Annotated in this window: 16 protein-coding genes and 1 tRNA gene; 8 read left to right on the top strand and 9 right to left on the bottom strand. The window is 65.2% G+C overall.

The window, feature by feature from the left end:
* Positions 1–35: 35 nt before the first annotated feature.
* On the bottom strand, positions 36–401 hold the full coding sequence (locus tag Q9246_RS07390) for a hypothetical protein (protein ID WP_306396607.1): 366 nt from the start codon (positions 399–401) through the stop codon (positions 36–38).
* A 181-nt stretch (positions 402–582) separates the two neighbouring features.
* Positions 583–906 (bottom strand): KGG domain-containing protein, encoded by a 324-nt coding sequence (locus tag Q9246_RS07385; RefSeq protein ID WP_306396606.1) that lies wholly within the window; start codon positions 904–906, stop codon positions 583–585.
* Between the two features lie 350 nt (positions 907–1,256).
* Here Q9246_RS07385 and Q9246_RS07380 point away from each other — a divergent pair, with 350 nt between their 5' ends.
* The 3 genes from Q9246_RS07380 (at position 1,257) to Q9246_RS07370 (ending at position 3,881) form a co-directional block, all read left to right on the top strand.
* Positions 1,257–2,138: a hypothetical protein gene (locus Q9246_RS07380; RefSeq protein ID WP_306396605.1), complete on the top strand. Its 882-nt coding sequence runs from the start codon at positions 1,257–1,259 to the stop codon at positions 2,136–2,138.
* A gap of 163 nt (positions 2,139–2,301) precedes the next feature.
* The gene (locus tag Q9246_RS07375; RefSeq protein ID WP_306396604.1) at positions 2,302–3,309 is read left to right on the top strand and encodes a glycosyltransferase family 2 protein; all 1,008 of its coding nucleotides are present in this window, start codon (positions 2,302–2,304) and stop codon (positions 3,307–3,309) included.
* 8 nt (positions 3,310–3,317) lie between these two features.
* A complete protein-coding gene (locus Q9246_RS07370) occupies positions 3,318–3,881 on the top strand; it encodes a D-glycero-alpha-D-manno-heptose-1,7-bisphosphate 7-phosphatase (protein WP_306396603.1) in 564 nt (187 codons plus the stop codon).
* Between the two features lie 4 nt (positions 3,882–3,885).
* On the opposite strand, the gene Q9246_RS07365 is transcribed toward Q9246_RS07370, so the two are convergent.
* Positions 3,886–4,626, bottom strand: a complete 741-nt coding sequence (locus tag Q9246_RS07365; RefSeq protein ID WP_306396601.1) for a cation efflux transmembrane domain-containing protein — start codon at positions 4,624–4,626, stop codon at positions 3,886–3,888.
* 76 nt (positions 4,627–4,702) lie between these two features.
* Here Q9246_RS07365 and cadR point away from each other — a divergent pair, with 76 nt between their 5' ends.
* A complete protein-coding gene (gene cadR / locus Q9246_RS07360; protein WP_306396600.1) occupies positions 4,703–5,098 on the top strand; it encodes a Cd(II)/Pb(II)-responsive transcriptional regulator in 396 nt (131 codons plus the stop codon).
* A gap of 44 nt (positions 5,099–5,142) precedes the next feature.
* Here cadR and Q9246_RS07355 read toward each other — a convergent pair whose 3' ends face one another.
* A complete protein-coding gene (locus Q9246_RS07355) occupies positions 5,143–5,436 on the bottom strand; it encodes a hypothetical protein (protein ID WP_306396598.1) in 294 nt (97 codons plus the stop codon).
* A gap of 274 nt (positions 5,437–5,710) precedes the next feature.
* On the opposite strand from Q9246_RS07355, the gene Q9246_RS07350 reads away from it, so the two are divergent.
* The 3 genes from Q9246_RS07350 (at position 5,711) to Q9246_RS07340 (ending at position 11,474) form a co-directional block, all read left to right on the top strand.
* Entirely contained in the window at positions 5,711–6,730 is a 1,020-nt protein-coding gene (locus Q9246_RS07350; RefSeq protein ID WP_306396597.1) for a transporter, read from the top strand.
* Positions 6,731–6,839: 109 nt separating this feature from the next.
* Positions 6,840–8,561 carry an FAD-dependent oxidoreductase gene (locus tag Q9246_RS07345; protein WP_306396596.1) on the top strand — a complete coding sequence of 574 codons (1,722 nt, stop codon included), beginning with the start codon at positions 6,840–6,842 and terminating at the stop codon, positions 8,559–8,561.
* 84 nt (positions 8,562–8,645) lie between these two features.
* Positions 8,646–11,474, top strand: coding sequence for a hybrid sensor histidine kinase/response regulator (locus Q9246_RS07340; RefSeq protein ID WP_306396594.1), 2,829 nt, complete (start codon positions 8,646–8,648; stop codon positions 11,472–11,474).
* Between the two features lie 52 nt (positions 11,475–11,526).
* Here the strand turns inward: Q9246_RS07340 and Q9246_RS07335 are convergent, their stop codons facing one another.
* The 4 genes from Q9246_RS07335 to Q9246_RS07320 all read right to left on the bottom strand — a co-directional run bounded on the left by Q9246_RS07335 (position 11,527) and on the right by Q9246_RS07320 (position 15,646).
* A complete protein-coding gene (locus Q9246_RS07335; RefSeq protein WP_306396592.1) occupies positions 11,527–12,960 on the bottom strand; it encodes a type II toxin-antitoxin system HipA family toxin in 1,434 nt (477 codons plus the stop codon).
* Between the two features lie 3 nt (positions 12,961–12,963).
* Complete coding sequence (locus Q9246_RS07330; RefSeq protein ID WP_306396591.1) at positions 12,964–13,281, bottom strand: helix-turn-helix domain-containing protein; 318 nt, start codon at positions 13,279–13,281, stop codon at positions 12,964–12,966.
* 309 nt (positions 13,282–13,590) lie between these two features.
* Positions 13,591–13,667: transfer RNA gene (locus Q9246_RS07325), tRNA-Pro, on the bottom strand.
* A gap of 89 nt (positions 13,668–13,756) precedes the next feature.
* On the bottom strand, positions 13,757–15,646 hold the full coding sequence (locus tag Q9246_RS07320; RefSeq protein WP_306396589.1) for an MFS transporter: 1,890 nt from the start codon (positions 15,644–15,646) through the stop codon (positions 13,757–13,759).
* A 200-nt stretch (positions 15,647–15,846) separates the two neighbouring features.
* Between Q9246_RS07320 and Q9246_RS07315 the strand changes: the two genes are divergently transcribed.
* Positions 15,847–16,188 (top strand): hypothetical protein, encoded by a 342-nt coding sequence (locus Q9246_RS07315; protein ID WP_306396587.1) that lies wholly within the window; start codon positions 15,847–15,849, stop codon positions 16,186–16,188.
* 11 nt (positions 16,189–16,199) lie between these two features.
* Here Q9246_RS07315 and Q9246_RS07310 read toward each other — a convergent pair whose 3' ends face one another.
* The gene (locus Q9246_RS07310) at positions 16,200–17,519 is read right to left on the bottom strand and encodes a homoserine dehydrogenase (protein WP_306396585.1); all 1,320 of its coding nucleotides are present in this window, start codon (positions 17,517–17,519) and stop codon (positions 16,200–16,202) included.
* Positions 17,520–17,531: the final 12 nt, after the last annotated feature.

Raw genomic sequence — 17,531 nt, 5'->3', positions numbered from 1 at the left:
GACCGGTGATGCCATGCCGGGGCGTGGGCGCGTGTTTACTGCGCGTCGAGGTCGATCAGGTCCTTGGTGTACATGGTCATGATCTGGCGCATCAGTTCGACGTTTCCGCGGTCGAGCACGACGGTCAGGTCGGGCTTGCGGTCGAGCACGAAGGACATGCGGATCGCACCCGGCAATTCTTTGCAGTTCACGTACTGCGCGCGCGGCACGTAGGGGCTTTCCCAGTCGGCCTGGCCGATGCCGGGGCCGGCTGGAGGCGGTTTCAGTTGCGGATCGCGATTGACCGGCAGGTGCTTGAGCAGCCAGAACACCATCGAGGCCGGGATCTGGATGCACAGGTCGCTCGCGCCCTGGGTGGAAAACTTGGTGAGCAACAGGTTGCCGACCCGATCGCAGGACATGGACAGGCTCTTGACTTGACGAATGACCGCTGGTTTCACGACGTTGATCCTTGGGAAGGTTGGAAAAAGGCGCAGCGATTCTACCTTATCCCATCCGCGTTTTGGGGGTATCGGAAGCAAAACGGGAAGCGCATGGCTTCCCGTTGTATTGTCGGCGCCGGCCGTCAGCCGGCCGCGTCGTTTACTCTTTCGAACCGCCGCTGCGGTTGCCGCCCTGCGCGCTCTGGCGGTTGCCGCTTTTGCTCGAGGTGCGAGAGGCGCCACCGGCACTGGCGTTGGCCGACTGGCGATTACCGTGGCTCAAGCTGCCGGCGCGGCGGGCTTCTTCGGACGTGAATTCGTGGGCGGTTCCCTTGGCATGGGCGGCCTTGCCGCCCTGGCTGGCGATTTCGCGCTGGCGCGCCGGATCCATCGAGGCGAATCCGCGGTTACGGGTGCCGCTGGCAGCGCTCTGGCTATTGCCCTGGTTGCCCGATTGCTTGTTACCTTGGTTGCTTGAGGCCATGATGACGTTCTCCCTTATACACTTGTGGAAACCGCCGCGTCCTGCGGCAGGCTTGAAGACCCTACCGCCGCTGGCTTGCGGCCGGCGAACGATGAGTCGAAGCCCATCTTAGGCAGGCATCTCCGATGCGGCTATAGGAGCAATTCAGATGACTTTGTAGGACTTTGCGCGACAAATAATGCATCTGCGAAAAATAACTTCCAGTCGTCAACAAACTCGTCAGGAACAGTCCTACACCGTCCCCCTACCTCTTCCTATTCTGCGCTCGGGCGCGAACGCGCATCATGGCGGTATGAGGCAGGAACTCGACCTGCCGCTTCACTGCACGATTCACTGCACAGGAGACCGTCATGGACACGAACAAACGCACGCTTCCCGGCAACCAGGCCGACTACGGCGCCAACGAAAAAGACACGCCCGGCGCCAAGGGCGTCACACGCGATGGGCCGAATGATCATACCTACCCCAACGCGGCCAGCCGGCAACACGGCAATTCCGCGATCGACGAATCGGGCGGCAATCTGGCGCGCGGCGGCTCGATGCAGGGCCAGCAGACCGGCGGCAGCGGCACCACCCAGGGCGTGAGCGACAGCCATGATCGGCAGATGCAGATGCACTCTGACGCCTGGGGCAAGCTCGAGCAGCCGATCGGCAACCGCCAGCGCGATACCGGCGTCTCGGTGAGCAGCGACACGCTCAACCGCCAGGGCAAGACCCAGACCGGCGAAACGCTCAATCCGCAGGATCCGGCGCATCCCGAACTGCATGCCGCCGAGCCAGGCCGCGACGGCCGCGTGCCAGGCACCGTGGCGCCGGAACCGGTCGGCACCGAGGCCGGCGTGCCCGGCGTCCAGCACGGCGACATCTACGGCAACCGCCAGGGGGCGGACGACGGCCGCGCCGATACCCAGGACGCCAGCAACAGCCAGGTGCAGCGCGAGACGGACCGCGAGCGCCAGCTTGCGCAGGCCGGCTCCGAGGCGCGCGACAAGGGCAGCGACGACGTCCACCAGTCGAACAATGTATCCGGCGGCCTGCCACGCAGCCCGGGCAACTCGGGCCCGCGCACCGAGGGCGAAGGCTACCAGGTGGGCGGCAGCATGCATGCCGATCCGAACCCGGTGCACCAGTCGAACGACGCCGCCGGCGGCTACCCGCGCAGCCCGGGCGGCGCCAACAAGCTGGCGGGCGACCGCAAGATGGACGACGACACCGGATTCTCGCGCGGCTGATCGTCGACGCGGGCCCGGCGGCGCGGCCGCCGGCCCCGCGCGCATCCTCCTTGATCCATCTCCAAGCCGATCAGGACTGGAGGAACCGGGCCCCGGGCCAGGCAATCGAACCGCTCGACATCGCCACGATCATGCCGTGGCGCGAGACCAGCGGAGACATCCCATGCCTGCCACGGAAGACGCCCCTCTTACCGCACCGCCCACGGTTTCCGTGGTGCTCCCGGCCTGCGGCCGCATGGACCTGCTCGACCGCAGCCTCGACGCCCTGATGCGCCAGAGCATCGACCCGCGCAGCGTCGAGGTCATCGTCGTGGACGACGAGCCCAACCACAATACCCTGCACCTGGTGGCCGGCTGGCGCACCCGCACGCTCGAGCGCGGGCCGCGCCTGGCCTATGTCGCCAATACCGGGCCACGCGGTCCCGGCGCCGCGCGCAACCGCGGCTGGCGCGCGGCGCGCGCCGACATCATCGCCTTCACCAGCGACGACGCCGTGCCCAGTCCCGACTGGCTGGCCCAGGGTCTGGCCGCCTTCGACGGCGGCGCCGCCGTCGTGTGCGGCCGCATCGAAACGCCAGTGCCGGCCCGTCCCACCGACCGCCAGCGCAGCGCCCATGCCCACGAGCGGGCCGCCTTCACCAGCGCCAACTGCTTTGTCCACAAGCCGGTGCTCGAACGGCTCGACGGCTTCGACGAGCGCTTCAGCGTCCAGCGTGGCAGCGACGCCGACCTGCACTTCCGCCTGCTCGAGCAGGGCGTGCGCATCGTGCGTGCGCCGCAGGCGCTGGCGGTGCATCCGGTGCGCCCGGCGCCGTGGGGCGCCAGCCTGCTGCAGATCCGCCATGCAGTGTTCGACGCGCTGCTGTACAAGAAGCACCCGGCGCTGTACCGCGAACGCATCGAGGCGCGTCCCTGCTGGGACCACTACGCCATCGTCGCCGCCCTGCTGGTGGCCCTGCCCTGCTGGGCGCTGGGCCTGCGCTGGCTGGCCCTGCTCGCCACCCTGGCATGGCTGGCGCTCACGGTGCGCCTGTGTCTGCGCCGCCTCAAAGGAACGGCCCACAGCGCCTCGCATGTGGCCGAGATGGCGATCACGTCGATATTGCTGCCGCCGCTCGCCGTGTTCTGGCGCCTGGCCGGCGCGGTGCGCTACCGCGTGCGCTTTGCCTGAGCGCCTGCATGAAAGCCATCTTCCTCGACCAGGACGGCACGCTGGTCGACGCCATCCCGTTCAATGCCGAACCGCGCCGCATCCGCCTGGTGAGCGGCGCCGGGCCCGCGCTGCGCCTGCTGGCCGGGCTCGACTACCGCCTGTTCGTGGTGTCGAACCAGTCCGGCATCGCCCATGGCTGCTTCGGCGAAGATGCGATGGGGCCGGTCTCCGACCGCCTGAGCGACCTGCTGTTTCGCGAACAGCTCGCCCTCGCCGGCTTTTACTATTGCCCGCACCATCCGCTCGGAACGGTCAGCGACTATGCCTACGCCTGCGCCTGCCGCAAGCCTTCGCCCGGCATGCTGCTGCGCGCGGCGCACGAGCACGACATCGACCTGCGCGCCTCCTGGATGATCGGCGACATCCTGCACGACGTCGAGGCCGGCAACCGGGCCGGCTGCCGCACCCTGTTGATCGACAACGGCAACGAGACCGAATGGCGCCTCGGCCCGCGCCGCCTGCCCACGCGCATCGCGCCAGACCTGTACAGCGCGGCCATGCTGATCGCCCGGCACGAAGAACTGCAGTGAGTCTTCAGCGGCGCCGCAGCTCGACGACTTGCACGGGAGCCGCGATCGGCGCCTTCCCGGTGGTCGGCATGGGTGCAGGCATTGATCCCTGTACGCCTTCCGCCGGCGCTGGCATGCCGTCCGCCGCCGCCTGCGCGCGCAACTCGGCGCGCGCCTGCCGTATCACGTCGCGTGCGGCCCACAGGCCGAGGCAAGCCATGATGCTGGCCACCACGATGTCCGGCCACCCGGCGCGGGTGCCGAACACACCGAGCGCGGCCAGCATCACGGCCAGGTTGCCGATCATGTCGTTGCGGGTGCACAGCCATACCGAACGCATATTGGCGTCGCCATGGCGAAACGCGTACAGCATCGCCGCCACCGCGCCGTTGGCGGCCAGCGCCAGCACGCCCACCGCGCCCATGGCCTGGGCATGCGGCAGGTGACCGTCCAGGCCGAACCACAGGGCCCGCGCCAGCACCAGCACGCCGAACAGGCCCATCACGACGCCCTTGGCATAGGCCGCGCGCGAACGCCAGGCGACCGCCATGCCGAGCACGAACAGCGACACCCCATAGTTGGCGGCGTCGCCGAGAAAATCGACCGAGTCGGCCAGCAGCGACACTGAGCCAGCGGCCAGGCTGGCGGCCAGTTCGACGCCGAACATGGCGAAGTTGATGATGAGCGCCGCCCATAGCACCTTGCGGTAGCGCCCATCGGGCGGCGGCGCGGACGAACTGCAGGGACCGGAACAGCAAGCGGACATGAGCAAACCTCCAATGACGAGATCTGCATTAGAATCCCTGTAGTTACTACAAGGTCAAGCGAGGTTCGATATGTTGATGCGCATCGGTGAGCTGGCAAAACTGACGGGCTGCCAATCCGAGACGGTCCGTTTCTATGAACAGAAAGGGCTGTTGCCGCCGCCGATCAGGTCGCAGGCGAACTACCGGATGTACGATGCCGGCCACGCCGAGCGGCTGCACTTCATCCGCCGCTGCCGCGCGCTGGGCATGTCGCTGAACGAGGTCGAAGTGCTGCTCGGCTACCAGGACCAGCCGGAACGTTCCTGCAGCGGCGTCAACGCCCTGGTCGACCATCAACTGTCCGAGATCGACCGCCAGATCCTCGAGCTGAGCAAGCTGCGGACCGAGCTGTCGCAGCTGCGTGGACGCTGCGATTCGGCGCGTCCGGCCGGCCAGTGCGCCATCCTGCGCGAGCTGACCGAACACGCGTAATTCAGGGCCAGCGCTCCTGCATGGGGTGCAGGAGCACACGCCGATCACATGCGGGGATCGTCGATCGCCACGCGGTCGTCGAGCGCGGCCTGGTCGTCGCCACGCACGTTCTCGCCCATCAGCACGCGGTGGATCACGGCGCCATGCACGCCGTGCTGCTTCAGGAATTCGACGGCGCTGCGGGTGCCCAGGCTGGCCTGGACCAGGATGCCCTGGCGCACGACATGGGTGGCGCCGGCATAGGGATTGGAAGGGGTATTGACAGCGGAATTGACAGCGGTAGCGTCAGCCATGTCGGTCGGCGCCGCGCCGCGGCGATCGATCTGTGAGACTTGCATCTGTATCCTTTCGTCGAGCCATCAACCATGGCCCATCGTCCAGCGCCCTGCCCGCCGGGCCGGCGCACATAAAAAAAATCCGTCGACCGTGAAGCCGACGGAAAAACGCAGTATCCGGTTGAGGGATCACGCGGAGAGACACAGGAGCAATCTTAGCGACCATTGGTTTCAACTTGATGACATCGCACCGCATACCGCCGGTATCGCCCGTACCCAACATGGCCGGCCGGGAACCCTCTACAATTGCCTATCGTTTATCCACCCAGGAAGGTCAATGACGCAGATGGCGGCTCCCGGCTTCAATTACGGTTCCGACGATTCGGGCCTGGTATGGGGATTCCTGTTCAGGCACGACGCCGGCGCCGCCCCGATCGGCGTGCACGAGGCCCTGGCCTGGATGCGCGACCCGCAACCCGGGCAATTCATCTGGCTGCACTTCAACCTGTCGAACACCGCCAGCGAGCGCTGGCTGCGCACCCACGCCGCGCTGGCCGACGAGTTCTATGAAACCCTGCACCAGGGTTCGCGCTCGACCCGCATCGAATTGGCCGACAATGCCCTGATCGCGGTCGTCAACGACGTGCTGCACGGTTTTTCGCTTGACAGCGCCGAGATCTCGACCCTGTGGGTCCACGTCGCGCCCCAGGTCGCCATCAGCGCGCGCCGGAAACCCCTGGCCTCGATCGAACGCCTGCGCCAGGACGTGCGGCAAGGCGCCCCGCTGCGCTCCTCGAGCGAACTGTTGATCCACCTGCTGCGCGACCAGGCCGACGTGCTGGTGAACATCGTGCGCGAGGCGGTGGCGCGGGTCGACACCATCGAAGACCGGCTGCTGGCCGGCCGCCTGACGCGCCAGCGCGAAGACCTGGGTTCGCTGCGCCGGGTGCTGGTGCGCCTGCAGCGCCTGCTGGCGCCGGAGCCGGCAGCCCTGTTCCGCCTGCTGCAACGTCCGCCGACCTGGGTCGACGGCGAAGACCGGCAAGAGCTGCGCCAGGCGACCGAGGAATTCACGGTGGTGCTGAGCGACCTGGCAGCGCTCCAGGAGCGCATCAAGTTGCTGCAGGAAGAAATCGCGGCCCGCGTCAACGAAGACAATGCGCGCAGCCTGTACCTGTTGACGATCGTGACCGTCATGGCCCTGCCGATCAACCTGATCGCCGGCCTGCTCGGGATGAACGTGGGCGGCATTCCGCTGGCCGACGACGGCCACGGTTTCTGGATCGCGCTGGGCCTGGTGGCGACCTTTACCACGGTGGCGGCCTGGCTGCTGCTGCGCCTGCAGCGCCAGCGCTAAAGGAAATGGATGGCCAGGAACACCCGTCCTAGGGCATAGGTCACAAAGCGGCCGACCTGCATTACCATGCAAGCGCCAATGACCTCCACCGCGACCCATGAGAGCCGCCATGACCGACACCACGCCAGACCCCGTCCTGGAACCATCCACGATCGATCCGCGCTACCTGATCGACCTCAAGACCCGCGGCCACCAGGTGTACCCCGTGCTGGGCGAGGACGACCTGAAACGCATCCGCCGCTTCGCCACCGAGCGCAGCTGGCACGATGGCGACTTCGTCTTCCGGGCCCTGGTCGATTCGCCCGGCATGGTGGTGGTACTGTCCGGCCAGCTGCGCTGCAGCCGCAGCAATGCCCTCGGCCATCGCGTCGAAGTGCACCTGTTCGAGCCCGGCCAGTTCACCGGCGAAGTGTCGCAGCTCTCCGGCCGGCCGCCGCTGGTCGATGGCGTGGCGGTGGGCCGCCTGGACGCCCTGGTGCTCGATCCTGAAGCGCTGCGCGCGCTGCTGATGGCCGAGGCGGTGCTGGGCGAGCGCGTGATGCGCGCCTTCATGCTGCGCCGCGCGCGCCTGATCGGCGAACAGCCGACCGGGCCGATCCTGATCGGGCCGCCCGGCCACCCGCGCCTGTTCGAACTCGAGAGCTTTTTATCGCGCAACGCCCAGCCGTATACCCGGCGCGACCCGGCGTCGGACGTCGACGCGGCCGAGCTGGTGCGCGAACACTGGCGCCAGGAGCACGACTGGCCGCTGGTGGCCATGCCCGACGGCTTCGTGATCAAGAACCCGAGCCTGCTCGAAATGGGCCGCTTCCTGGGCACCCTGCCGCGCATCGCGCGCGACATGGTGTACGACGTGCTGGTGGTCGGCGCCGGCCCGGCCGGCCTGGCCACCGCGGTGTACGCGGCCTCCGAGGGACTGTCGGTGATGGTGCTGGAACAGCGCGCCTACGGCGGCCAGGCCGGCGCCAGCGCACGCATCGAGAATTTCTTCGGTTTCCCCACCGGCATCTCTGGCCACGCCCTGGTGAGCCGCGCTTTCGTCCAGGCGAGCAAGTTCGGGGCCGAGATCGCCATTCCCGCGCCGGCCATGCGCCTGCTGTGCCGCGAACGGCCGCTGCGGGTGGAACTCGACGACGGCAGCTGCGCGCGGGCGCGCAGCGTGGTACTGGCGGCCGGCGCGCGCTACCGCAAGCCCGACCTGGCCGAGCTGGCGCGCTTCGAGGGCCGCGGCGTGTATTACTGGGCCTCTCCGGTCGAGGCCAAGGTATGCCGGCACCAGGACGTGGTGCTGGTCGGCGGCGGCAACTCGGCCGGCCAGGCCGCCGTCTACCTGGCAGCGCACGCGAAAACCGTGCACATGATGGTGCGCAGCAACGGCCTGGAGGCGAGCATGTCGAGCTACCTGATCGAGCGCATCGCCGCGACCGCGAACATCGTGCTGCATACCCGGCTCGAACTGGCCGCGCTCGAGGGGGACGATACCGGCCTGGAGCGCGTGCACTGCCGCAGCCGCAGCGGCGCTCCACCGGTGGTATTCGACACCCACCACCTGTTCCTGTTCATCGGCGCCGATCCCAACAGCGACTGGCTGCTCGAGTGCGGCGTGGAACTGGACCGCAAGGGCTTCGTGCTGACCGGCTACGAGGCCAGCGGAAAGCACGGCGGACGCGACCTCGAAACGAGCGTCCCCGGCGTGTTCGCCGTGGGCGACCTGCGCGCCGCCTCGACCAAGCGCGTGGCCGCGGCAGCGGGCGAAGGCGCGGCGGTCGTGGCGCAGGTCCACCGCTATCTGGCCGAACAGCAGCAACGGGAAGACGCTGGCGCGGCCTGAGTCCAGTATTGCCTCGCAACATTGCAGTTGCCAGGTCGGCAAGCAGGCCGTATCGTTTGCGGCTACTTATCCGACCAGCTGACGATGTTAACAACGAGCCATACCTTCCTTGCCGGCGGCGGCGAAATGGGCGCCCTGATGCGCGCCTACGATTGGCAGGACACACCCCTCGGCCCGCCCGAGGGCTGGCCGTCGACCCTCAAGACCGTGCTGCGGGTGCTACTGTCGAGCAACCACCCGATGTTCATCTGGTGGGGCGACGAGCTGATCCAGTTTTATAACGACGGCTACCGCCAGACCATGGGGCCGGAGCGCCACCCTGGCGCGCTGGGCCAGCCCGGCCGTCCCTGCTGGGAAGAAGCCTGGGACCTGATCGGACCGGACATCGAGCGCGTGATGAACGAAGGCGCCAGCGCCTGGTACGAGGACCGCCTGGTCCCGCTGACCCGCAACGGCCGGCGCGAAGACGTCTGGTGGACCTATGGCTACAGCCCGATCGAGGACGAGGCCGGCATCCGCGGCGTGCTGGTGATCTGCAACGACGTCACCGCGGACCACCTGCTGCGCGAGCGCCTGCGACAAACGAACCACGCGCTGATCGAGACCATGGACGACGGCTTCTGCCTGATCGAGATAATCCATGACGCGCATGGCCGCGCGGTCGATTACACCTTCATCGAGGCCAACCGCGCCTTTGCCCGCCACACCGGGCTGGAAGACAGCGTGGGCAAGACCGCGCGCCAACTGGTGCCGAACCTCGAGCAGGGCTGGGTCGACACCTACGACGAGATCGCGCGCACTGGCGTCGCGCGCCGGTTCGAGGAAGGGTCGGAGGCGATGGGCCGCTGGTTCACCGTCTACGCCAGCCCGATCGCGCATCCCGACCGGCAGCGCGTGGCGCTGCTGTTTACCGACATCACCGACAAGAAGAATGCCGAGCGCGCCCTGCAGGCCAGCGAGACGGCGGCGCGCGCCGCGGCCAGCCAGGCCGAAGCCGACCGGCGCCGCCTCGACGCCCTGCTCAGCTCGGCGCCGGTGGGCATCGTCTATGTCGACGAACACGGGGCGCTATCGGCCGTCAACCACATGAACCGCCAGCTGTGGGGCGAGCACCCGATGTCCACCAGCCAGGACCAGTACGTGGAGTGGCGCGGCTGGTGGGCCGACGGTTCGGATCGCCACGGCCGGCAGATCCAACCGTCAGAATGGGCGCTGGCGCGCGCGCTGCGTGGCGAACAGGTCGAGGCCGACCTGGTGGAGATCGAACCGTTCGGCCGGCCGGGCGAACGGCGCACCCTGATGACGCGCGCCACCGCCATCCGCGCCGAGGATGGCGCGCTGGCCGGCGCCGTGGCGGCCTCGATGGACATCACGGCCCAGGTCGACAGCCAGCGCGCCCTGCGCGAAAGCGAGGAAAAATTCCGCACCATCACCGACGCGATGCCGCAGATGGTGTGGTCGAGCCGAGCCGATGGCGCGAACGACTATTCCAACCGGCGCTGGGCCGAGTTCACGGGGAGCACAAGGGCGGATCTGCTCGGCACCAGCTGGAGCACCATCATCCATCCGGACGACCTGTCGCGGCTGCAGGCGCAATGGGCTGCGAGCCTGGCGAGCGGCGCGTTGTTCGAGCTCGAACACCGGCTGCGCCACCACAGCGGCGAGTACCGCTGGGTGCTGAACCGCGCGCTGCCCGTGCGCGACGAGGCCGGCCGCATCATCCGCTGGATGGGCACGGTGACCGACATGCACGACCAGAAGCTGGCGGCCGAGGAGCTGAAGGCGGCAAACGCGCGCAAGGACGAGTTCCTGGCCATGCTGGCCCACGAACTGCGCAACCCGCTGGCGCCGATCAGCACCGCCGCCCAGATGCTCAAACTATCCGGCGCCGACCCGAAACGCATCGCCCACGCCAGCGACGTCATCGGGCGCCAGGTGCGGCACATGGTCGAGCTGGTGGACGACCTTCTCGACGTCTCGCGCGTGACGCGCGGCCTGGTCGAGCTCGAGCGCGAACCGGTCGACCTGAAATCGGTGATCCAGAACGCCATCGAGCAGGCGCGCCCGCTGATCGAAAAGAAGGGCCACACCCTATCGACCCGCCTGGGCGCGGCCAACGTCACCGTCATGGGCGACCGCAAGCGGCTGGTGCAGGTGATGGCCAACCTGGTCAACAATGCGGCCAAGTACACGCCGGACGGCGGCGAAATCACTGTCTGCGCCGATCCGGTGCCGGATGCCGGCCAGGTCAAACTGAGCGTCAAGGACAATGGCATCGGCATCGAAACGAGCCTGCTGCCCGATATCTTCGAGCTGTTCATCCAGGCCAAGCGCACACCGGACCGCGCCCAGGGCGGGCTCGGGCTGGGATTGGCGCTGGTGCGCAGCATGGTCAATCTGCATGGCGGGCACGTCGAGGCGCACAGCGATGGCCCGGGAAGTGGCAGCTGCTTCAGCGTGGTCTTGCCGCTCGGCGTGGACGGCGCGGACGGCGGAGGCGCGCGGCACGAGGGGGATGCGGCGCTGGCCGCGCGCTCGACGCTGCGCATCCTGATCGTCGACGACAACCGCGATGCCGCAGAATCGCTGGGCATCGTGCTGTCGGCGGTGGGGCATGCGGTGCAGGTCGAGGACTCGTCGACGGCGGCGCTACGGCGCGTGCAAACCCACGGGTTCGACGTGTGCCTGCTGGATATCGGTTTGCCGGATATGGATGGCTACCAGTTGGTGGGGCGCCTGCGCGCGGAACCGCTGGTGGTGGATGCAGCCATGATCGCCTTGAGCGGGTATGGGCAGCCGCAGGACATGGCGGCGTCGAGGCAGGCGGGATTCACCAGGCATCTGGTCAAGCCGGTGGATATCGGGCATTTATTGGGGGTGCTGGACGAGGTAGCGCAGCGCGAGGCTCGCTGACTGCGGGGCCGGCCAGGACGCGACATGGAAGGAACCCGCTTGAGGGCAGGCGCTACTCCGATGCTTGCCCCCTGCCCCTGCCCGCACGAAGCCCTCGCTGCTCTCGCAGCAATAGCGATGCAATCATTGGGTGCCCATGAAAGTGCGCGAGAAGGCGCTCCTTCTGCCGGTCAGTGATCGTTGATTCTGCAATCATCTTTGGCCACTTTTCGTAAGCAGCTTTTACGCAGTCCGTGACCGCTTTAGCCGCCGGCTTTTCCGGAATGCCAAGTGCACCGCAGAATTGCCTGACCATGACAGGAGAAAGCGCTTGCTTGGCGGGCACTGGACCGTTGGGTGTCATCCGCTGAGCCACCTTTTTTTGTGTCGGCACTTGGTCTGGAGGCAGGATCGGCAAGGCATGTCCCGCAATGTTCTGGTACGCCGAGTATGCAACGATGTCATAAGCGGGCGGCAGCTCGGGCGTGACCCCATCCGGATAGCGAAGTCCAACATTTTTGAGGTGCATGTCTGGATTCCCAAGCATCTCATTGACAACGAGTCTTCGCAAAAGCTCGTACACGCCCCGTTCGCCGATGGACTCCAGGCTCAGAAGAACGGACGCGATACCCAAATATGTCTGTGGCGACGTCTTGCGCATCGCGCCACCGTATTTATCCTCTGGCATCTCCCCCAGAATTTGCGCAAAATCCTCGCAATGGATTCGTCCGTCTGGCGACCGGTCATAGCGCACGACGGCCAAAAAATTGGTGGTGCGATCCGAATCGCCCAAATCGTAGCCATGTTCCGCCTCCAGCCTGACCAGCGGCTCGAGGTAGGCCTCACAAACATTCACCCCTGACACGGCCGCGAGCTGGAGCGATAAGTGCTCAAGATCCGGGAGCATGGGCTGCCCGACGACTGGCAGCTTGGCGATGATGTGCAAGCCATCGTCCTTTGTACGTCCGACATATCGATCGCCATGCTTGATAGCGGCGATCTTGGGTTGGACACCGGACAATGAAACGCCTTCCTCCATCGGCTCTTCTACTACCGACATTTCAAGAGAGTCCTGATTTTGAGTGACATAGCGCGCCATGTCATCACGCGAAAGTTCGACAGGCAGGGCGTACACCTTGCCTGGCAAGTCCTTGCCACATGCCGCAAGCATTTCGAAGTGATCTGACGGCTCACACCCACGTTGCCTTGCTACGTGATCACGGAATACACCTTCGGGAAGAAGGTTCTGGAAAAAGGGCGGCAGCAGCCATTGGTTTTTATTCGAAAACCGGCCATTGAAAGGAACCGACCTCACATCACGCCATAAGATGGCCTGCTCATCGGGCGTGTCTGCGAGGAAGGAAATCGACATGATCGGCGGCGAGACCAGATCGATGAATTTTTCATCGGCCACGAACCGATTGACCACTGCGTCAGCAAGCGGATACTGAAATAGAACGCCGACGCGTTGCTCGCCCAAGAAAATCCCCAAGGCCTTGATGATCATGAATCAGCCCTTGCGATTTACATGCGGTTTTTGTGCCATCGAAAGCTCGAGCGCTTTCTGAACGCGCGTCTTCACCATTGGCTGCGATACCGGACCAGCAGAGACAGCCTGCACCACGCTTTTTGGCACCAGCACCATTTCAAGTCCCAGTCGGTCGGCCAGGCTAAAAAGCGTACTCATCTTGAAGTCTTCGGTGCCACTGAGGACATTCGTCAGGGTGCGCTGCGAGATAGCTGCCTCTTCTCGAAGTCGAGCTTGTGATACTCCGCGATGATCGATCGCAGTGCGTAAAACTTTGGCAACCTCGTCATGAGTTTTCATGGCATTAAAGTAGTATATGATCGATATACACTACTTTAGTACCATTTTCATGACAAGTCAATGGACTACTTTATTGCCATATAGAGAAGTTACACTACTATGTTGCCATCTGAAACCTGGCGTGTTTTGTGCGTATGTCCCCGCTCGCTGATGCAACTTACGCACCGAAGTGCTGTATCGGTCGAAAATGGCAATACTGTAGAAGCAGAACCAGAACCAGAACCAGAACCAGAACCAGAACCAGAACCAGGGTAATTTTTCACAAAACAAAAAGGCCAACTCTGCAGTTGGCCTTCTCGTTGATTCTTTTGGTCGGGGCGAGAGGATTCGAACCTCCGACCCCGTGCACCCCATGCACGTACGCTACCAGGCTGCGCTACGCCCCGACTAGCCAACAATTATATCAGAGCCAGCGAAAAATACTTGCGCTTTTGCCATACTGGGCAAGATCTTCGCTGGACCGCGGTCAAGCCCCTTACTTCCAGTCCCCACGCAGCGCCGTCACCTGCTGCTGCAGGTACTCCGGCGTCGCCTGCTCCGGCGCCACCGGCGGCCCGACCGCCAGCGACAGTTGCGAGCGCATGCCACGCGCGATCCTGCGTCCGAACAGATTGCTCTTGTCACGCGTAAACCAGCTGCCCCACAGGCCGCGCAGCGCCATCGGGATCACCGGCACCTTGCTGCGCTCGACCACCTTCGCAATACCGCTGCGGAACTCGTTGATCTCGCCGGTCGAGGTCAGCCGCCCTTCCGGGAAGATGCACACCAGCTCGCCGTTATGCAGGGCCTGGGCGATGTCCACGAAAGCCTTTTCCATCGTCCACGGATCTTCCTTGGCCGGCGCGATCGGGATCGCGTTCACGGCGCGGAAGATCCAGCGCAGGAACGGTGTCTTGAAGATGCGGTGGTCCATCACGAAGCGGATCGGACGCGGGCTAGCGGCATTGATCACGATCGCATCGACATAGCTGACGTGGTTACAGACCAGCACCGCCGCGCCCTCGGTCGGGATGCGCGCCGTGTCCACCGTACGCACCCGGTACACGGTATGGATCAGCAGCCAGGCCAGGAAGCGCATCAGGAATTCTGGCACCAGCGAGAAGATGTAGACCGCCACCAGCGCATTGAGCAGGGCCGTGGTCAGGAACAGTTGCGGGATGCTGAAGCCCTGCCCCAGCAGCAGGATCGCGACGCCGGCCGAGGCGACCATGAAGATCGCGTTCAGGATGTTCATGCCGGCGATGGTGCGCGAGACGTGCTTCTGGTCGCAGCGGGTCTGGATCAGGGCGAACAGCGGCACGATGTAGAAGCCGCCGAACACGCCGATCATCACCAGGTCGCCCAGGATGCGCCAGGCGCCCGGTTGGCTCAAGAGGCCAAGCCAGTCGAGCGTCGCCGTGCTGGCGATAAACGCTTCGCTGGCGAAATACAGGTCGATGCCGAACACCGACAGGCCGATCGAGCCGAACGGCACCAGGCCGATCTCGACCTTGTGGCCCGACAGCCGTTCGCACAGCAGCGAGCCGAGAGCGATGCCGAGCGAGAATACGGTCAGCAACAGCACGAACACGCTGTGGTCGCCCATCAGGTAATCTTTGGAGAACACCGGGAACTGGGCCAGCAGCAAGGCGCCATAGAACCAGAACCAGGAATTGCCGAGCATCGACAGGAACACGGTACGGTTCTGGCGCGAGAACGACAGGTTGCGCCACGATTCGGCAATGAAATTCTTGCTGATGCGCAGTTCGGGCGCCGGGGCCGGGGATGGCGGGATGCGCCAGGCGGCGGCCAGGCCCAGCACGGCGAACAGCAAGGTCGCGCCGGCCACCAGCATGATGCCGTTGGGCTTGTAGCCGACCAGGATCGCGCCGGCCACTTCACCCAGCAGGATGCCGACGAAGGTGCCCATCTCCACCACGCCATTGCCGCCGACCAGCTCGTCGGGCTTCAGGTTTTGCGGCAGGTAGGCGTACTTGACCGGCCCGAACAGGGTCGAATGCATGCCCATGCCGATCACCGCCGCGATCAGCAGCCACAGCGTATGGGTCATCCAGCCGATACCGGCTACCAGCATGATCGCGATCTCGGCGATCTTGACGATCCGCGCCAGCTTGGCCTTGTCGAATTTGTCCGCGATCTGGCCCGAGGTGGCCGAGAACACGACGTAGGGAAGGATGAACAGGCCCGGGATCAGGTTGTTCAGCAATGAGGGATCGAGCGTGGTCCAGTTGATCGCGTCATAGGTCATGACGACCAGCAGCGCGGTCTTGAACAGGTTGTCGTTGAACGCGCCCAGGAACTGGGTCCAGAAGAACGGGCCGAAACGGCGCTGGGTCAGCAGGGAGAACTGGCTCGGTTGGCTCATGCTCGATGGTCAAGTGTTGTGGTGTGCGTAATGTACAACGGCGAGCACAGCGGAACAAACGCTGTTTCTCACATTCATGGTTGCGTATTTGCACGTGATACCGCAAGTCTTGCCGGGTAGTACGAGACGGACGATTGAAGCCGGTCAAATCCGGTTTGATCCGGCACATTGGTGCAATGCAGCGAGGGTAGAATCCGCGGATGACTTCCGCCAACTTCCACATCAGCTACGCCAGCGTCGCCAATGCGCTGTTCGAGCATATCGAGCAGGATCTGCTGCTCCTCACCACCGCCCTGCTCGACGATGACGATGAGTCGCCAACCATCCACCACTATCCGCAAAACGTCGTTCCCGCGCAGGCGGGAACCCAAGGCACGATGCGCAGCCACTACATCAAACGTGGTGACTACTCATCCAGACTTGGGTTCCCGCCTGCGCGGGAACGACGTGCGTACGAGCGGGAACGACGTGCGTACGAGCGGGAACGACGTGCGTACGAGCGGGAAAGACGTGCGTACGATAGCGGTGTTGAGGGAACCTAACCCAGCCTGGCTCAGCCCAGCGCTTCCAGCCGAATCCGCGTCACCTTGCCGATCACCGCCGGCAGGCTTTCGATCCGGGCGATCGCCGCGTCGATGTTCTTCTCGCGCGTCTGGTGCGTCAGCATGATGATGTCGATATCGACCTGGTCGCCCGGCTCCTTCTGCATCACGGCGTCGATCGAGATGCCGGCATCGGCCAGCGTGCGGGTCAGGTCGGCCATCACGCCCAGCTTGTCCTGCACGTGCACGCGCAGGTAGTAGCTGCTGGTGATTTCGGACATCGGCATGATGGCGACGTCGGTCATCTGGTTCGGCTGGAAAGCCAGATGCGGCACGCGGCTGTACGGGTCCACCGTCGCCAGGCGGGTCACGTCGACCAGGTCGGCGATCACGGCCGATGCGGTCGGTTCCGAGCCGGCGCCCTTGCCGTAGTACAGCGTGGCGCCGACCGCGTCGGCCTGCACCAACACCGCATTCATCGCGCCTTCGACGTTGGCGATCAGGCGCGAAGCCGGGATCAGGGTCGGGTGCACGCGCAGCTCGACGCCCTCGCCCGACTCGGTATGGGTGCGGCGGGTAATGCCCAGCAGCTTGATGCGGTAGCCGAGCTGTTCGGCGTAGCGGATGTCGGCCGCCTGCAACTGGCTGATGCCTTCCACATACGCCTTGTCGAACTGCACCGGGATGCCGAAGGCGATCGCCGACATGATGGTCAGCTTGTGGGCGGCGTCCACGCCCTCGATGTCGAAGGTCGGGTCGGCCTCGGCATAGCCCAGCTCCTGCGCCTGTTTTAAGACCGAAGCGAAATCCAAACCCTTCTCGCGCATCTCGGTGAGGATGAAGTTGGTGGTGCCGTTGATGATGCCGGCCACCGATTCGATGCGGTTGGCGGTCAGGCCTTCGCGCAGCGCCTTGATGATCGGCACGCCGCCGGCCACGGCCGCCTCGAAGGCCACCATTACGCCTTTTTCCTGGGCCGCCGCGAAGATTTCGTTGCCGTGCAGCGCCAGCAGCGCCTTGTTGGCCGTCACCACATGCTTGCCGTTGGCGATCGCCTTCAGCACGAGTTCACGTGGCAGCTCGTAGCCGCCGATCAGCTCGACGACGATGTCGATGTCCGGGTTGTCGACCACCGCAAACGGGTCGGCCACGATCTCGACCGCGCCGCCGGTCAGGTCGCGCGCGCGCTCGATATTGCGCGCGGCAATCATCGCAATCTCGATGCCGCGTCCGGCGCGGCGGCGGATGTCTTCCTGGTTGCGTTGAAGGACGTTGAAGGTGCCGGCACCGACGGTGCCGATACCCAGGAGGCCAACTTGAATCGGTTTCATAAAATCTGTTTC

This window comes from Telluria beijingensis (assembly GCF_030770395.1).
In the GTDB taxonomy this organism is placed as follows: domain Bacteria; phylum Pseudomonadota; class Gammaproteobacteria; order Burkholderiales; family Burkholderiaceae_D; genus Telluria; species Telluria beijingensis.
Note: the sequence above shows the minus strand (reverse complement) of the source record. Positions and strands in the feature narration are given on the sequence as shown.